The organism is Pseudomonas sp. H11T01, assembly GCF_048515765.1.
Classification (GTDB): domain Bacteria; phylum Pseudomonadota; class Gammaproteobacteria; order Pseudomonadales; family Pseudomonadaceae; genus Aquipseudomonas.
Genome location: NZ_JBLYED010000001.1, coordinates 22,427 through 38,461, shown reverse-complemented (window position 1 = coordinate 38,461; position 16,035 = coordinate 22,427). Strand labels below are relative to the sequence as shown.

At 57.5% G+C, this 16,035-nt stretch carries 17 protein-coding genes; 5 read left to right on the top strand and 12 right to left on the bottom strand.

Going from position 1 to position 16,035, the window contains the following annotated elements:
* The first annotated feature begins 35 nt into the window (after nucleotides 1–35).
* Nucleotides 36–791, top strand: a complete 756-nt coding sequence (locus ACN1C3_RS00165) for a substrate-binding periplasmic protein (RefSeq protein ID WP_419113772.1) — start codon at nucleotides 36–38, stop codon at nucleotides 789–791.
* Between the two features lie 242 nt (nucleotides 792–1,033).
* Here the strand turns inward: ACN1C3_RS00165 and ACN1C3_RS00160 are convergent, their stop codons facing one another.
* From ACN1C3_RS00160 to gpmI, 6 genes are all read right to left on the bottom strand, one after another.
* On the bottom strand, nucleotides 1,034–1,822 hold the full coding sequence (locus ACN1C3_RS00160) for a hypothetical protein (protein WP_419113771.1): 789 nt from the start codon (nucleotides 1,820–1,822) through the stop codon (nucleotides 1,034–1,036).
* 110 nt (nucleotides 1,823–1,932) lie between these two features.
* The gene (locus tag ACN1C3_RS00155; protein ID WP_419113770.1) at nucleotides 1,933–3,159 is read right to left on the bottom strand and encodes a trypsin-like serine peptidase; all 1,227 of its coding nucleotides are present in this window, start codon (nucleotides 3,157–3,159) and stop codon (nucleotides 1,933–1,935) included.
* A 154-nt stretch (nucleotides 3,160–3,313) separates the two neighbouring features.
* On the bottom strand, nucleotides 3,314–4,111 hold the full coding sequence (locus ACN1C3_RS00150) for a divergent polysaccharide deacetylase family protein (protein WP_419113769.1): 798 nt from the start codon (nucleotides 4,109–4,111) through the stop codon (nucleotides 3,314–3,316).
* Nucleotide 4,112: 1 nt separating this feature from the next.
* Nucleotides 4,113–5,429 (bottom strand): S41 family peptidase, encoded by a 1,317-nt coding sequence (locus tag ACN1C3_RS00145; RefSeq protein ID WP_419113768.1) that lies wholly within the window; start codon nucleotides 5,427–5,429, stop codon nucleotides 4,113–4,115.
* A 34-nt stretch (nucleotides 5,430–5,463) separates the two neighbouring features.
* Complete coding sequence (locus ACN1C3_RS00140; RefSeq protein WP_419113767.1) at nucleotides 5,464–6,753, bottom strand: murein hydrolase activator EnvC family protein; 1,290 nt, start codon at nucleotides 6,751–6,753, stop codon at nucleotides 5,464–5,466.
* 136 nt (nucleotides 6,754–6,889) lie between these two features.
* Complete coding sequence (gene gpmI / locus ACN1C3_RS00135; protein ID WP_419113766.1) at nucleotides 6,890–8,419, bottom strand: 2,3-bisphosphoglycerate-independent phosphoglycerate mutase; 1,530 nt, start codon at nucleotides 8,417–8,419, stop codon at nucleotides 6,890–6,892.
* A 153-nt stretch (nucleotides 8,420–8,572) separates the two neighbouring features.
* On the opposite strand from gpmI, the gene ACN1C3_RS00130 reads away from it, so the two are divergent.
* From ACN1C3_RS00130 to secB, 3 genes are read left to right on the top strand one after another with little or no spacing between them, the layout of a single operon-like run.
* Nucleotides 8,573–8,986: a rhodanese-like domain-containing protein gene (locus tag ACN1C3_RS00130; protein WP_419113765.1), complete on the top strand. Its 414-nt coding sequence runs from the start codon at nucleotides 8,573–8,575 to the stop codon at nucleotides 8,984–8,986.
* Between the two features lies 1 nt (nucleotide 8,987).
* Nucleotides 8,988–9,242, top strand: coding sequence for a glutaredoxin 3 (gene grxC / locus ACN1C3_RS00125; RefSeq protein WP_419113764.1), 255 nt, complete (start codon nucleotides 8,988–8,990; stop codon nucleotides 9,240–9,242).
* Between the two features lie 42 nt (nucleotides 9,243–9,284).
* Entirely contained in the window at nucleotides 9,285–9,773 is a 489-nt protein-coding gene (gene secB, locus ACN1C3_RS00120) for a protein-export chaperone SecB (protein WP_419113763.1), read from the top strand.
* Between the two features lie 132 nt (nucleotides 9,774–9,905).
* Here secB and ACN1C3_RS00115 read toward each other — a convergent pair whose 3' ends face one another.
* Nucleotides 9,906–10,361: a tRNA (cytidine(34)-2'-O)-methyltransferase gene (locus tag ACN1C3_RS00115; RefSeq protein ID WP_019691309.1), complete on the bottom strand. Its 456-nt coding sequence runs from the start codon at nucleotides 10,359–10,361 to the stop codon at nucleotides 9,906–9,908.
* On the opposite strand from ACN1C3_RS00115, the gene ACN1C3_RS00110 reads away from it, so the two are divergent.
* Nucleotides 10,360–10,800, top strand: a complete 441-nt coding sequence (locus ACN1C3_RS00110; protein ID WP_419113762.1) for a hypothetical protein — start codon at nucleotides 10,360–10,362, stop codon at nucleotides 10,798–10,800. The genes ACN1C3_RS00115 and ACN1C3_RS00110 overlap by 2 nt on opposite strands.
* 468 nt (nucleotides 10,801–11,268) lie before the next feature.
* Here the strand turns inward: ACN1C3_RS00110 and ntrC are convergent, their stop codons facing one another.
* The 5 genes from ntrC to ACN1C3_RS00085 all read right to left on the bottom strand — a co-directional run bounded on the left by ntrC (nucleotide 11,269) and on the right by ACN1C3_RS00085 (nucleotide 15,904).
* Nucleotides 11,269–12,705 (bottom strand): nitrogen regulation protein NR(I), encoded by a 1,437-nt coding sequence (gene ntrC, locus ACN1C3_RS00105; protein ID WP_419113761.1) that lies wholly within the window; start codon nucleotides 12,703–12,705, stop codon nucleotides 11,269–11,271.
* On the bottom strand, nucleotides 12,702–13,787 hold the full coding sequence (glnL, locus tag ACN1C3_RS00100; RefSeq protein WP_419113760.1) for a nitrogen regulation protein NR(II): 1,086 nt from the start codon (nucleotides 13,785–13,787) through the stop codon (nucleotides 12,702–12,704). Before glnL ends, ntrC begins: the two co-directional genes overlap by 4 nt.
* A 253-nt stretch (nucleotides 13,788–14,040) precedes the next feature.
* Nucleotides 14,041–14,658 (bottom strand): DUF4124 domain-containing protein, encoded by a 618-nt coding sequence (locus ACN1C3_RS00095; RefSeq protein WP_419114213.1) that lies wholly within the window; start codon nucleotides 14,656–14,658, stop codon nucleotides 14,041–14,043.
* Between the two features lie 22 nt (nucleotides 14,659–14,680).
* Nucleotides 14,681–15,196 (bottom strand): DUF4124 domain-containing protein, encoded by a 516-nt coding sequence (locus tag ACN1C3_RS00090; protein WP_419113759.1) that lies wholly within the window; start codon nucleotides 15,194–15,196, stop codon nucleotides 14,681–14,683.
* An 87-nt stretch (nucleotides 15,197–15,283) separates the two neighbouring features.
* The gene (locus tag ACN1C3_RS00085; RefSeq protein WP_419113758.1) at nucleotides 15,284–15,904 is read right to left on the bottom strand and encodes a hypothetical protein; all 621 of its coding nucleotides are present in this window, start codon (nucleotides 15,902–15,904) and stop codon (nucleotides 15,284–15,286) included.
* Nucleotides 15,905–16,035 lie beyond the last annotated feature (131 nt).

Below are 16,035 nucleotides of genomic sequence, written 5' to 3'. Positions count from 1 at the left end.
ACTCTTGGGCACGCCATGGATTTGGGTAGCCCGTCATGTTCAAACGCCTTCTCCTTGTACTTGCCAGCACTACGGTATTGCTCACCGGCGTCGCTCACGCAGCAGACAATGCCGACACCTCCCTGGTGTTGCTGACGGAAAACTTCCCGCCATACAACATGGCGAAAAACGGCAAAAACTTTGCTCAAGACGAAAATATCAACGGTATCGCCGTGGATATCATCCGTGAAATGTTCAAGCGTGCGGAAATCAACTACACCCTGACCTTGCGCTTCCCTTGGGAGCGAATCTACAAGCTCGCCCTGGAAAAACCAGGGTACGGCGTGTTCGTCATGGCGCGGTTGCCGGATCGCGAGAAACTCTTCAAATGGGTCGGCCCCATTGGCCCCGACGACTGGATCATGTTGGCCAAGGCTGACAGCAAGATCACCCTGGAGTCACTCGATCAAGCGCGTAAGTACAAGATCGGCGCCTACAAGGGTGACGCGATTGCCGAGACCCTGACTAAGCAAGGTTTAGCTCCCGTGTTGGTCCTGCGCGATCAGGACAACGCGAAGAAGCTGGTTCACGGCCAGATCGACCTCTGGGCCACCGGCGACCCGGCCGGGCGTTACCTGGCGCGCCTGGAAGGCGTGAGCGGACTGAAGACTGTGTTGCGGTTCAATAGTGCCGAGTTGTACCTGGCGCTGAACAAAGATGTACCGGATGACATCGTGGCCAAGCTTCAGTCTGCGCTGGATCAACTGCGCAAGGAAGGCGTGGTGGACGACATCATGGCGCGCTATCTGTGAGTACTTTCGAGGCCTGTGGCAGCAGGTCTGTGCGCACTTCGGAGTTACGCAAGGCCAGGTTCTTGTTGTAACTGCAAAGGGCGAGAGGAAGTTGTTCTGCGTTAAACGTAACACTACCGCTGAAATAGCTAAAATCCTTACGTTCTATACCGGCGCAATCAGTTGTGTCAGCAGGGCCGGCGTAATAGTGAATATTAAAGAACAGAGGATGATCGGTGCGCCAGGTGACATGGTAGTTTCCGTCAGTTGTGCGTTTGATTGTTGGCTCTGGCATTACAAGGGCTGCCGTTAAAACATAAGTTTTCTGGTTTGGCGTCATATGTCGATGTAAAAATCATACCCGCAATTTTCCCTGTTTTCGGTTCAAGTACAGGGCTTCCGTCAGAGCCAGCGCGTATACCTTGGCAATTGTTTTTCCGAGTGTCTGGATAGATTAGTCCGCTCTGGACCAAGACGGCATCTGTTGGCTGCTGGGTGCAGGTTGCAAGACGAAGACCGATTTCCGGGAGCCCGTGAGGCGCGCCAACGATGAGAATGTCGCCAACGATAGAAGCCGCATCAGTTGAAAGCTTTAGCGGCGTTATTCCGTCTTTTAGTAACGTGTCAAGCGGGGTGGCAAGCTCCACGATAGCAAAATCGGTGTTGGAAAAGGTCGTCCAGTTTACTTTATGAATTTCGTAACTTTTGTGAGAGTCAAGAGTATCGTTGAAGTAGTTAAATGTAACACTTAATTTTAAAGTGGCGTCCGGGTTTGGATCATATCTGCGCAAGGCGCAATGACCATCGGTGAGCAAGTAAGCGGGGCCTGTTGCTTTGTTGTCATTATTGCGAGTATCCAACAGGCTTGCCGTGCAAGATGGCTCGCCGTTATAGAATAGTTTGCCAATGCCATTCCAGTGGTTATATTGGCCGTCTGCATTTTTTAGTAAAACGCTCTCTGGTGCCCCGACGATACCGCCAGCGCAAGCCGCTTGAGAAAATCCTAGTGTGGCTAAAGTGCAGGCTTTAAATAGATGAAGTCTAAATGTCATAACCGATTCTTGGTTGTGAGTGTGGGCTTGTATGGTTTAGGTAGCTAAGGTGTGAAAGGAAAGTGTAATTTAAATATAAAGCTTCGGCTGTGTGTATGTGTGTCTAGTGGTTAGTGCCTTTCGACGGTTGGCGTGCGATCAATAAGGTAAGTCGCCCACGTGAATGCATTTTGTAATAATGCCCTGGTGATAGTTTGGTCTGCGCTTGCAAGTCCAATGATACACAGTACGTGAGCGCCGGGTTGAGGCCCTATGGTCTGGTTGATATACGGCGCGGCGGAGTCAAAGGTTGCACTGTAATGACCCGGCACATGGCAATCTTTTGCAGTGCGTGTGGTTTTATATCGATAGAATGGTGAGCTGATTGAAAACCTGTAATTCCAGGTTGGCAAAATATGTTCCTGAACAGCACTCCGCTCCCTGTATACGTGGCTTCTTATATTCCAGGGGGCTTCGACAGCGATGTCCACGGGTTGTAATAAGCAGGTTGTCGAGTTGCCGTCGAATACACCATTGATAAAGCAGTGGTGCAGAAAGTTGGCAGAGTAACTGTAGTTGTAGGTACTCGCCTCACAGGAATCACTGTAACTGCACTCTGATCGGTCTGTTTCATCAGCAGGCAGTGCGTACTTGCTGACGATACTGGTGATCTCACTGTTGCTACGATCCAGCATCGGACTTCCGGAGCTGCCGCCGCGGATTGCGTCGCATCGATTTCTGATTGCCAGGGCAAACACACCCGGATGTCCAATAAAGCTACCGGCCGATTGTTCCGAGCAAGCGCTCATGCGCAGGCCTTGTTCGTTGAACCCTGGGGGAGCTCCAATGTTGAGCACGTCACGACTCTCGTCATTCTGGTGGGCGGCAAGTTGGAGTGGTTTGACACCTGCATTGATGAGGCTTGCCAGTGATCTTTCAACCTTGATTATTGCGAGATCGGTGCCGACGGTGCTGCTCCAAAGGGCGGTGCGTACTGGGTAGGTGATCTGCCGCTCAGGCTCGTCATAGAAATAGTTGAAGGTGATGTTTGCAACGATGGGCACGTTAGTGCGTGCGGTACCGTATTCGTAGAGCACGCAATGACCGCTGGTGATCAGATACGCAGGCCCCACAGCGTTGCCTTGGCTGTTTCGGGTGTCGAGCAGGGAGGCGGTGCATGAAGCGCCGGAACTGAACGTCAGGCGTCCGATACCGCTCCAGAGTGAATAGCGCTTATCGCTGTTTTGCAGGGCTTTTGAGGTCGATCCGTTGACGGCGCCTTCTCCCAGATCCCGCGCATGCAGGCAAGTACTGGCGATAAACAGGCAGCAAAGAGCTAGCGTTTTTATGTAATTCATGGCCATTCCTTGGTGATGAAATTCAGAGCGAGCCCTATCCTGGCACACGCCTGAGTGCCTTGAGGTGTAGATAGTTATTGCGTCTTGGCTGAAGGAGAGGAAGGCACGGGTGCGCTCGGACGGTGTCCGAGCGGACGCATTAATCGAGGCTCAGCTACTGGTCTCGGGGGGTGCGGTAGTTTCCATCTGTGCCGTGGGCTGCTGTCGCGCGATTGCCGCGCACGCTGATCATCAACTTTATATTTATCCAGTCGATGCCTTGGGCCTTGAGCTTGGGCAGCTCTCGTTCGAGCACGGCGAGGGTTTGCGGGTAGGGGTGACCAATCATTACCGCCGAGCCCTGCTTGCGAGCCAGGTTGATAGCGGTCTGTAGCTGAGTGAAGATCGCTGCCTCAGCACGCTCGTCATCCAGAAACACATCCCGCGAAACACTCGCCAGTCCAATTTTCTGCGCCTCGGCGGCGGCCACGGTTTTGGCGCTGGTGCGGCTGTCGACGAAGAATTTGTGTCGGCGCTGCAGGTCGGCCATCAGCCAGGCCATGGCCTGGGGTTCAGCAGTCATGCGGCTGCCCATGTGATTGTTGATGCCACTGGTGTAAGGCACGGCTTTGAACGCCGCATTCAGGCGTTTCTCAAGTTCTTCTATGGGAAGCTCGGGATGCCAGGCGAACGGACCGGTGGCCGGGTCCATGGGCATGTGCAGGATGACGATCTTGCCGGCGCGGTGGGCTTCGCGGGCAAATTCGGTAGCGTGGGGAGTGTCAGGCATGATCGCCGTGGTCACCGGCCCGGGCAGCGCCAGCACGCGGCGGTCGCGTGGCAGGTTTTGCCCGAGGTCATCGATGATCAGGCTCAGGTAAGCCTTGTGTGGAGTTGCTTCCGTCTCGGCGGTTGCCGCATGAGCAGCACCCGCCAGACAGCTCAGCAGACTGAGAATGAGCCCAAAGCGCATCTCAGTTGCTGCGAGTAATGCTCAGGCCTTTGAGCAGGCTCAGGGCCTGGGCCAACTGATAGTCATCGTCCTGTGGCATTGGCTTGGCCTTGCCGGTCGATTTGGTCGATTTGGTTGGCTTGTCGGCGCCGCCGTTGCCATTGCCCAGGTGACCTTGCAGATCCGCTTCCTTGAAGTATTCACCGTCCTGCTCGTTGGTGATCTTGGCCTTGCGCACTTCAATATCGGGCACGATGCCTTGAGCCTGGATCGAGCGACCGTTCGGGGTGTAGTACAGCGCAGTAGTGATCTTCAGCGCGCGATCGTTGTTCAACGGCAGCACGGTTTGCACCGAGCCCTTGCCGAAGCTGGTAGTGCCCATTACGACAGCGCGTTTCTGATCCTGCAGGGCGCCTGCGACAATTTCTGACGCCGAGGCGCTGCCGCCGTTGATCAACACCACCATTGGAACGGCTTCGCTTTCGTCTTTGCCAGTTGCGGAGAAGCGCAGTTCGGAGTTGGCGATGCGGCCCTTGGTATAGACGATCAGGCCCTTGGTGATGAAGTGGTCGACCACTTCAACCGCCGCTTGCAACACGCCACCCGGGTTGTTGCGCAGATCGAGGACGATACCGTTGAGCTTCTTGCCGTTGTCCTTGCGCAGCTTGGCCAGCGCCTTGGAAACTTCTTCGCCGGTCTTGACCTGGAACTGGGTGATGCGCAGATAACCGTAGCCGGACTCGAGCAACTGGCTCTTCACGCTCTTGACCTGGATCGTGGCGCGGGCCAGCGTCACATCGAATGGCGCGCCGCCGTCGCGAACCAGGGTCAGGGTGATTTTTTCGCCGATCTTGCCCCGCATCTTGTCGACTGCTTCCGTCATGCTCTGGCCGCGAGTCGGCTGGCCATTGATCTTGACGATAAAGTCGCCGGCCTGAATGCCTGCTTTGGAGGCAGGGGTATCGTCAATCGGCGAGACGACCTTGATGAAGCCGTCTTCGGCGCCGACTTCGATGCCCAGGCCACCGAATTCGCCACTGGTGCTTTCCTGCAACTCAGCGAAGTCTTCCGGGCCGAGGTAGGCCGAGTGCGGGTCGAGGTTGCTGAGCATGCCCTTGATGGCATTTTCCAGCAGGGTCTTGTCGTCTACAGGTTCGACATACGCTGCCTTGATCCGGTCCATGACCTCGGCAAAGGTGCGCAGTTCATCGAGCGGCAATGGCGCCTTGGTGGTGGCTGCTGTTGGCGCAGGAGTGGCTTGGGCGGCAAACGCGTGGGGCGCACCGATCACTATGGCGATCGTCAGGGCCAGCGAGGTAAGGCGAGACAAATGCAGCATGTCGAACGAACTCCTAAATTAGGTGAATCAGCGCCTATCCTTGCGCGCGGCACCATTGTGCCGGATCGCTCGGGCGACCCTGCTGACGAATAGCGAAGTACAACGCTGGTGTGTCCTGACCGCCACTGTTACCGACAGTGGAGATGGATTCACCGGCTTTGACAATGTCGCCAGCTTCTTTAAGTAATGTCTGGTTATGCCCGTACAGGCTCAAATAACCGTTGCCATGGTCGAGAATGACCAGCAATCCGGCCCCTCGCAACCAGTCGGCAAATACCACACGACCGCCGTGTACGGCATGCACCTGGCTGCCAGCGGCGGCGCTGATCATCACCCCATCCCATTTGGTACGGGCATCATCACCACGGGTTTCGCCAAAGCGCGCAAGCAGTCGACCATCAACTGGCCATGGAAGTTTGCCGCGCGCTGATGCAAAAGGGCCACCGTAGGAAGCTCCGGCACTTGAAACCAAGGGGCCGGGCGCTGCTTTAGCCGGTTTGCGCGGGCTATCGTCGTTGGCGGCTGCCTGGGCCTCAAGCAAGCGCTTTTTTTCGGCTTCCTGCTGGGCGATCAGCGCTTTCTGGCGCGCTTCTTCTGCCTCACGGGCCTGACGGGCCAGGGTTTCTTCGATGGTTTTCAGGACTTTCGACAGGTCGGCCTGGTCCTGCTCGCGGGCTTGCAGCTTCTGGTCGCGGGCCTTGACGTCGTCGCTGAGCTTGGCCAGCGCCAATTGGCGCTCTTTGCGGACTTTATCGAGTTCGTCGCGCTGGCTGTCGAGGCTGCTCTTCTGCACCAATAGCTGGGCTTGCTGCAGGGCGATGTCCTGTTCGACGTTGGCCAGTTGGCGCAGGGTTTCATTGAAGTTTTTCAGCTGCTCCAGGCGTGCCTGGCTCAGGTAGTCGTAATAGGTCAGGGTCCGGGCGAATTTTTCCGGATTTTGCTGGTTCAGCAACAGCTTCAAGTATTCCTGACGGCCGTTCTGGTAGGCCGCTCGGGCCTGGATGGCGATCAGTCGTTGTTGTTCAATGCGCGCGCTCTGGAGTTTTTTTTTCTCTTCATCGAGTCGCTGCAGCTCGGTTTCGCTTTTTTTCAGCTCTTTTTGCAGAGCCTCGACCTGCTTCTCCAGCTTGCCCATCTCGGTTTCGGTACCGCGCAGGTCTTTCTGCACGCCGGATTTTTCTTCCTGCAGCTTGCCCAGGAGCTTTTTCAGCTCGGCAATATCCTGACGCGTGGCGTCCAACTGTTGTTGGGTTTGCGCGCGCTCATCGGCAAAGGCCGGTTGGAGCAGGCAGACAAGAGCAAGGGCTATCAGGGCGCGAAGCATAGAGGCGGGCGACACCAGGGAAAGGGACAAGCCTAGTATGCCCGCCGCGGACCGCAAAAAAAACGCCTCAAAGCTACTGCTTTGAGGCGTTCGTCATAAAAAGCCATTTATGGCCCTTTATTGAGTCGTTTTACTATCAGACCAATATCGAAGTGCCAGTCATTTCTTCAGGTTGCTTGAGGTCCAGCAGTTTGAGCATGGTCGGCGCCACGTCGGCCAATACACCGCCTTCGCGGACCTTGAAGTCGCGTTTGCCGACATAAATGAACGGTACTGGCTCGGTGGTATGGGCGGTATGGGCCTGACCGGTGGACTCGTCCGACATTTGCTCGACGTTACCGTGGTCAGCGGTGATCAGTGCTTCGCCGCCAACTTTTTCCAGCGCATCGACAATCCGGCCAACGCACAGGTCCAGACATTCAACGGCCTTCACTGCCGCGTCGAATACGCCACTGTGGCCAACCATGTCGCCGTTGGCGTAGTTGACGATGATGACGTCGTAACGCTGGTTTTCGATGGCGTCGACGATTTTGTCGGTGACCTCCGGTGCGCTCATTTCTGGCTGCAGGTCATAAGTGGCGACTTGCGGCGATGGGATCAGGATGCGCTCTTCGCCCGGGAAGGGTTCTTCACGACCGCCGGAGAAGAAGAAAGTCACGTGGGCGTACTTTTCGGTCTCGGCAATGCGCAGCTGGGTTTTGCCGTTTTTCGCCAGGTAATCGCCGAGCACGTTTTCCAGGCTGCCTGGCGCGAACGCCGACGGTGCCGCAATGCTGGCCGCGTATTGGGTCAGCATGACGAAAGCAGCCAGTTTCGGCTGGCGGGCGCGCTCGAAGTCCTTGAAGTCGTCTTCAACGAACACTCGGGTCAGCTCGCGGGCGCGGTCGGCGCGGAAGTTCATGAACACGATGGCATCACCGTCTTCGACCTTGACCGGCTCGCCGATGGTCGTGGCTTTGACGAATTCGTCGTTCTCGCTGCGTTCGTACGCCGCTTGCAGGCCTTCCTGAGCAGTGGCGGCATTGAATTCGCCGTTGCCGTCGACGATCAGGTTGTAGGCCTGGGATACGCGATCCCAGCGGTTGTCACGGTCCATGGCGAAATAACGACCAACGATGCTGGCTATCCGGCCTTTGCCGAGGGCGGCGAAGGTCGCGTCCAGTAGTTCAATCGACGACTGGGCGCTTCTCGGCGGCGTGTCACGGCCATCGAGGAAGGCGTGCAGGTAGATTTTTTCGGCGCCGCGTTTGAATGCCAGTTCGGCCATGGCCACCAAGTGGTCCTGATGGCTGTGCACGCCGCCGTCGGACAGCAAACCGAGGATATGCACCGCTTTGCCAGCGGCAACGGCTTTATCCACGGCCGCGCAGAGGGTCGGGTTCTCGAAAAACTCGCCGTCGCGGATAGATTTGGTCACCCGGGTGAAGTCCTGGTACACCACGCGGCCGGCGCCGAGGTTCATGTGGCCGACTTCTGAGTTGCCCATTTGCCCGTCTGGCAAGCCAACGTCCATGCCTGAACCCGAGATCAAACCGTTCGGGACAGTGGCGCACAGACGGTCAAGGACTGGCTTCTTGGCCGAATAGACGGCGTTGTGTTCTTGGCTTTCACTGTAACCGAAGCCATCCAGAATCATCAGGACCAAAGGTTTAGGCGTGGTAGTCATAGATTCCACTCGTGGCTGGATTAAAAGAAGTCGATGGAAAAGGGAGTGGCAGTTTAAAGCTAAGTTCCGACCGCGTCACCGCCGGGCGGGGTGTGGTCGGCCAAGGCGGCTGTGTATACTGGCCGACATTTTAACGCCCTGGAACCTCCTTCGATGGTTGATCACCTGATTGCATTCGCCACTACCCACTATCTGCTCGTCGGTATCTTCGCCGTTCTGCTGGCACTGCTGATCGCCCATGAGATGAAAGGCGGCGGTCGCAGCCTCAGTACCCGTGAGCTGACCGCATTGGTCAACAACGACCAGGGCGTAGTGATTGACATCCGCCCGACCAAGGATTTCGCTGCCGGGCATATCGTCGGTGCGCTGAACATTCCTCAAGACAAATTGACCGCCCGCGTTGGCGAGCTGGAAAAGCACAAGGCCAAGACCATCATCCTGGTCGACGCCCAAGGCCAGCATTCCGGTACTCATGCCCGCGAACTGCTGAAGTCCGGTTTCACTGCGGCCAAGCTGTCTGGTGGTGTTTCCAGCTGGAAAGCCGACAACCTGCCGCTGGTGAAGTGACATGAAAAACGTCATCGTCTATTCCAGCGATTACTGCCCTTATTGCTCGCGTGCCAAGTATCTGCTCGAGAGCAAAGGCGTAGCCTTCGAAGAGATCAAAGTCGATGGCAAGCCGCAGGTGCGCGCTGAAATGTCCCAGAAGGCCGGCCGGACTTCCGTACCGCAAATCTGGATCGGTAGCACCCATGTCGGCGGTTGTGATGAGCTGCACGCCCTGGAGCGCGCCGGTAAGCTGGACGCGCTGCTCGAGGCTTGAATCCAAAACCCTACAAGACCCTAAAAGTGAGAAGGATCTGCAATGACTGATGAACAGAACACTGCTGCTGCCAGCGAAGACGAAACTGCTCCGCAATTCTCCCTGCAGCGCATCTACGTGCGTGACCTGTCTTTCGAAGCCCCGAAAAGTCCGGCGATCTTCCGCCAGCAGTGGGAACCGAGCGTCGGTCTGGATCTGAACACCCGTCAGAAGGCTCTGGAAGGTGACTTCCACGAAGTTGTGCTGACCCTGTCGGTTACCGTGAAGAACGGTGAAGAAGTCGCGTTCATCGCTGAAGTGCAACAGGCCGGGATCTTCCTGATCAAGAACCTGGACGACGCTTCGATGAGCCACACCCTGGGTGCGTTCTGCCCGAACATCCTGTTCCCGTACGCTCGCGAAACCCTGGACAGCCTGGTGACTCGTGGTTCGTTCCCGGCCCTGATGCTGGCTCCGGTGAACTTCGACGCACTGTATGCGCAAGAACTGCAACGCATGCAGGCAGCTGGCGAAACGCCGACCGTGCAATAAACGCTCCTGAGCGTCTAAGCAAGTCCAATGTGGGAGCGGGCTTGCTCGCGAAAGCGGTGTGTCAGTCAACATTAATGTTGAAGCTGATGGCCCCTTCGCGAGCAAGCCCGCTCCCACATTTGTTATGTGGTGTTACTTGAATCCCAGTTGCCGCCAGCCTTCGTAAACCGCCACGGCGACCGTGTTCGACAGGTTCAGGCTGCGGCAGCCTTCGCGCATCGGCAGGCGCAGGCGTTGTTCGGCCGGTAGGGCGTCCAGAACCTCGGCGGGCAGACCGCGGCTTTCCGGGCCAAAGAGAAAAGCATCACCCTCGGCGAAGCTGGCGTCGTGGAACGGCCGCGAGCCCTTGGTGGTAAAGGCGAACAGGCGTGGGTGACCAAGGCTTTCCAGACAGCTGGCCAGGTCGGCATGGCGCTGCAGGGTGGCATACTCGTGGTAATCGAGACCGGCCCGGCGCAGGCGTTTATCGTCCATCTCGAAGCCCAGCGGTTCGATCAAATGCAGGTGGCAGCCACTGTTGGCGCACAGCCTGATAACGTTGCCGGTATTCGGCGGAATTTCTGGTTGAAAAAGGATGACGTGAAACATGCACGGCTCCGAAGGTAAAGATGGACTGCATTCTACGCCGGAAGAAGACCCACGGCCGAAGCTATTCCCAAAGGTGCTCGGCGCGATGGCCATTTTTGGTGTGATGGTGGGGCTGATGATCGGTCGCCTGACGGCACCTGAGCCTACTGAGCTGCAGCAGGTGGAGGTTGCCTCTGACGGTTTGGTGGTGTGGTTCAATAATGAGCCGAAGATCCACGGTGAGCCTATCGACGGGACCGTCGCGCTGTTGTTCGATGCGACGGGCAAGGCGCAGAAAGGTCAGTTGAAGGTCAACGACAAAGACGTGAACTGGCGGGTGCGTTTGAGTGATGGGGGCTTGTTGCTGACGCTGGTGGCGGCTCGGCCATTACATGGCGAGTGGGCTGGCGCTGAGGTCGACAACCGCTGGCGGCTGGAGATCCATCTCCGGGAGCAATAAAAGAGGGAATCCCCGGCCTGCCTGTACCAAGGTTCCCAAAACGGGATGGGGCTCGTCGCTGTGTGCGTCGTGAGCCCCGGTGTAAAGAGGGAATCCCCGGCCTGCCTGTACCAAGGACCCCAAAACGGGATGGAGCTCGTCGCTGTCTGCGTGATGAGCCCCGGTGTAAAAGAGGGGAATCCCCGGCCTGCCTGTACCAAGGTCCCCGAAACTGGGTTGTGATTAGGTTATTGCAGGGGGCGTGCCAGTTTTGGGTAAATCGAATTGAAAACTCTTTTAATACCGCTGAAAGCCCCGTATTTCGGGGCTTTTGCGTTTTAGGGGATTTTATTTTCGGGAAGAAAAACCAAGTTTTTGAGGTTTTGATCGCAGCTCGCGATGCATTGAGGCAGTGCACGTCACACCATTGCGGTGCACGAAAGCTCGCGATGATCGTTCCCACGTAGGAGTGGGAACGATCGGGTTGCTTTAGCCCTCATCCCCCTCGTCATCATCTGCGCCATCGACCTTCATCCCCAGCTCCTTGATCTTGCGGGTCAGGGTGTTACGGCCCCAACCCAGCAATACGGCGGCGTCGCGGCGGCGGCCGGCGGTGTGTTTGAGGGCTGTTTCGATCATGATCCGCTCGAAGCTCGGCACGGCGCTGTCGAGCAGGCTTGATTGGCCGCGTGCCAGCGCCTGATCGGCCCATTGGCGTAACGCCTGCTCCCAGTTGGTCACCGGTGCAGAATCTTGCGGCAGGTTCAACAGCTCCGGCGGCAGGTCGCTGATATGCACTTCGCGACCCGAAGCCATCACCGTGATCCAGCGGCAGGTGTTCTCCAGTTGGCGCACGTTGCCGGGCCACGGCAGGTTTTTCAGGTATTCCTCGGTTTCGGTTTTCAGCAGTTTTGGCTCGACCGCCAGTTCTTGCGCAGCGCGGGCGAGGAAGTGCTTGGCCAAGGTCGGAATGTCTTCGCGGCGATCCGACATCCGAGGGATGTGGATGCGGATCACATTGAGGCGGTGGAACAAGTCCTCACGGAATTTCCCGGCGTGAACCAGGGTTTCCAGATTTTGGTGAGTCGCGGCGATGATCCGCACATCAACCTTGACTGGCGTGTGACCACCGACCCGGTAGAACTCGCCATCGGCCAGTACCCGCAACAGACGCGTCTGGGTGTCGGCCGGCATGTCGCCGATTTCATCGAGAAACAGCGTCCCGCCATCTGCTTGTTCGAAGCGCCCGCGACGCAGGTTGGCTGCACCAGTGAACGCCCCTTTCTCGTGGCCGAACAGTTCGGACTCCATCAAGTCCTTGGGGATCGCTGCCATGTTCAAGGCAATGAACGGCGATGCCGCCCGAGGGCTATGACGGTGCAGGGCGTGGGCCACCAGCTCTTTACCGGTACCGGATTCGCCGTTGATCAGTACGGTGATGTTGGAGTGGCTGAGACGACCGATCGCCCGAAACACTTCCTGCATCGCCGGCGCTTCGCCGATGATTTCCGGGGTGCGGGTCAGGGTCGGCACCACTTCCAGACCTTGCTGTTCCTGGGCGTGCTGGTTGGCGCGTTTGACCAGGGAGACGGCTTCGTCGACATCGAACGGCTTGGGCAGGTACTCGAAAGCGCCACCCTGATAGGACGCGACAGCGCTGTCCAGGTCGGAGTGAGCGGTCATGATAATCACAGGCAACCGCGGGTGCTGTTCACGAATCCGCGCCAACAGGTCCAGGCCACTGGCGCCCGGCATGCGGATGTCGGAGATGATCACGTCCGGTTGCTGGCGAGCCAGGCGGCTCATCACGCCATCGGCGCTGTCGAAGCTTTGCGTGGTCATGCCTTCTTGCTGCAAGGCCTTTTCCAGAACCCAACGGATAGAACGGTCGTCATCGACGATCCACACGGTTTCACTACGGCTCATGTCGATTGGGCTCCTTGTTCCAGTGGCAGAAAGATCGAGAACGTGGTGTGGCCAGGATGGCTGTCACATTCGATCAGGCCCTGGTGCTGGCTGATGATGTTCTGAGTAATGGCCAGGCCCAGCCCGGTACCGTCCGGGCGGCCGCTGACCATTGGAAAGAAGATGGTTTCTTGCAATTCGGCGGGGATGCCTGGGCCGTTGTCGATGATTTCGATCTTGGTCACCAGCCGATGGCGTACATGACCGATGGTGAACTGGCGCATCGCACGGGTGCGCAGGCTGATTCGGCCCAGGCGCAGTTCGTTCTGGCTGCTGATGGCCTGCATGGCGTTGCGCACGATGTTGAGCACGGCCTGAATCATCTGTTCGCGGTCAATCAGTACGTCGGGAATGCTCGGGTCGTAGTCGCGCACCAAGGTGATGCAACCCTGGCTTTCGGCTTCTACCAGGCTGCCCACACGCTCGAGCACTTCGTGGATATTGGTCATTGCAAGTGACGGCAGTTTGTTCGAGCCGAGCATGCGATCCACCAGGTTACGCAGGCGATCGGCCTCTTCAATGATGACGTTTGTGTAGTCCCTGAGGCTGTCTTCTGGCAGCTCGCGGGCCAGCAACTGCGCGGCGCCGCGAATCCCGCCCAGAGGGTTCTTGATCTCATGGGCCAGGCCGCGCACCAGCATCTTGCTGGTTTCCTGTTTGGACAGCTGGGCCTCTTCCTTGGTGATCCTTAGCAAGCGGTCACGGGGGTGGACTTCCAGCAGCAGCAGGGTGGCGCCATTGCTGAGGATTGGCGTTACGGCGTAATCGACAGTCAGGGTCTGGCCGGTCAGGGCGGTGAGCATTGCTTCACGCTTGGTGAACGGATGCGCCTGCTCAACGGCCTGGCGCAAGGAACTCAGGGCTTCGGCTGATTCGGTGAACAGCTCGCTGATGAATTGCCCATGACTGCGCTGGCCGCTGATGGCCAGCAGCATTTCCGCTGCCGGGTTCATGTACTCAAGGCGCAGGTCGGCGTTGAGCAGAATGGTTGCAGTGGTCAGGTTGTCGAGTAGCAAACGGTGCAGTGCGTCGCTGATGGTCATTAGGACCTCTTTTGGAGCAGAGCAATTCAGGGCCGGTCCCGGATTGCGCGCGCGAATAAAGCGCTGATGCGAGGAAAATGCAAAAACCAAACCAAGGCTCCGAAAAGAAGCGTTAAACCCTTGAAACAGGCGTTTAAAGCTCGATTGCGTGGCGTTCTGCCAGCTTCGCCGGGTATTTTCGAACCAAAATGGGTTGATTAGTGGGTAGGGTGCAACTCATTGCACCAATATAGTGCGCAAACCTGAACGGCGTTTAAAAGAATGAAAAGAAGCTTTTCTCTTCTTTGGGTTTGTCTGCCAAAGGACATTCCGGCCGCTGGCCGTAATCAGCAAGCGTGCAAGGTTTGACCTGGCGCTTCTGGGCAAGGGAGATGCGCAGCATATGGAAGGGCTGATTGGGTGTGCGTTCGACCATCCGCCCTTGTTCATCGAGAATCTCCACCGCCAGGTGATGAGTGCCTCGGTCGATGTTGCTCAGGGCGAATACCGGGCTGGGGCCTGGATCGGCGGTAGGTTGGCCGTCCAGCAACAAGCGATAGCGATGACCGCGTTGCAGGCCGGGCTCACTGGTGACACTGACAATCAACTCACCTTGGATGTTGCGAATAGTAGCGTCCGGATCGGGTACCAGAACGCGCAGCATCTGATAGTGGAAGAGCGGTTTGTCCTGGGCTTTTTTGGCTGTCGGCGCCGGGGCGGCTCCGCTGGGGGGAGTGGACATGCGATTGCCCGGCGTCAATTGAACGCGTTTGGCGTTGCCTGGCTGTGGTTGGTCGGTGAAGACCCTGTTTCCTTGGGTGTCGACGTAGGTGTAGACCTCGGCGGCAGCTGGCAGGGCAATCAGCGACAGGCACAGCAATAGAGCGCGCATGGGCATCCGTTTCATGAAGGCTTCAAGGCGTATGCACCCGTTGCACAGTAAAGGTGGCGGTCGGACTTTGTTGCACCACGCTGTCTCCATCCAGCACTTGCACCGCCAGGCTGTGTTCGCCGCGATCGATATCTACCAGCTGCAGGCGTGGGACATTGCTCGGCTGACCATAGGGCTGGCCGTCCAGCAGCAGGCGCAGGCGATGCCCGCCTTGCAGACGCGGTTGCAGCAGAACGTCCACCGTGAAGGTGCCATTGTTGGCGCGCAGAGCTTCTTCGCTGGGCAGGCCGGTCAGCTCCAGCACCTCGTAGGCGCTGCGCGGCTGTTCACGGCTGCCGGCTTCGACAGGTGGCGCAGGTTTGCTCGGTGGCTGGCGTTGGACGCTATTGAGAGGCGGCAACTCCACAGGCTGGGCCTTGGCGCCATCGGGCGGTTGATTGCTGTAAGCGGTGTTGCCAGCTGCGTCGGTGTACTTATAGATCTGCGCTGCGGCGGGCAGGGCGATCAACAGAAAAATAAATAGAAAACCACGACCCATAAAATCGACCAGAAACTAAAGCGTTGGGTGGGAGCATAGGCGACGGGTACTGGCTTGGCACAGATTGCTTGCATCCCGATGTTGAAGTCAGCGCCGATCTGCCGATCTGGATGCCTTCATGCAAGGCCCGATCACCTCGCGCAGTCCGCTGTCGTCTTGCGGCAGAATAAACCTGGCGGTCAGTGGCAGGCCCTCTTTTATGGCTGAAGGTAGCGTCATTTTTACCGGTTGGCCCCGAGCGGCCTCGGTGGTCCAGTAATGCAGCTCTTGGCGATTGGCTGGCATATTCAATACAAAAACCAGATCGCCTCTTTGCGCGAATTCCGCCGAGTAAACACCGTTTACTGAATAGTCGCGGGGTGCAAGTGTGCCGCTTGTGAGGCTCAGGGGGCCTGTGGATTCGGCGGCGGGGCCTTCAAAGGCGCCAGGGTTGAATCCCAGTTGATCCGTTGATGTGAGTAGCGAGATGACGGGGCGCAGGGGGGAGCGATAGCAGGAGACTTGCAGTATGGCAGCACTGGTTTTATCGCCATGACTCGCTTCTCCATTCAGACGGGCGCTGAATAAGGGGATGGACTGATCAGGTTGCTCTACGCTCCAGCCTGTCCCCTGAAAACGAGTGGTTGAGAGGCTGCCAGCAGCCTGGGCGCAGGGCAGCACGCTGAGCATAAGCGTCAGCGAGAAAAGTATTTTACGGGGGAGGTTCATCGCGAAATCCGCCAGGGAGGGGGAAGAGTTAATGCGGCGGATCGTAAAGGTTTGCGCGCTTGAGGCGAGTCATGAGTGAGTAAGTTGCTCGGTTTGACGGTGACGGGCTTTGTAATCTGTATCTAACTCAT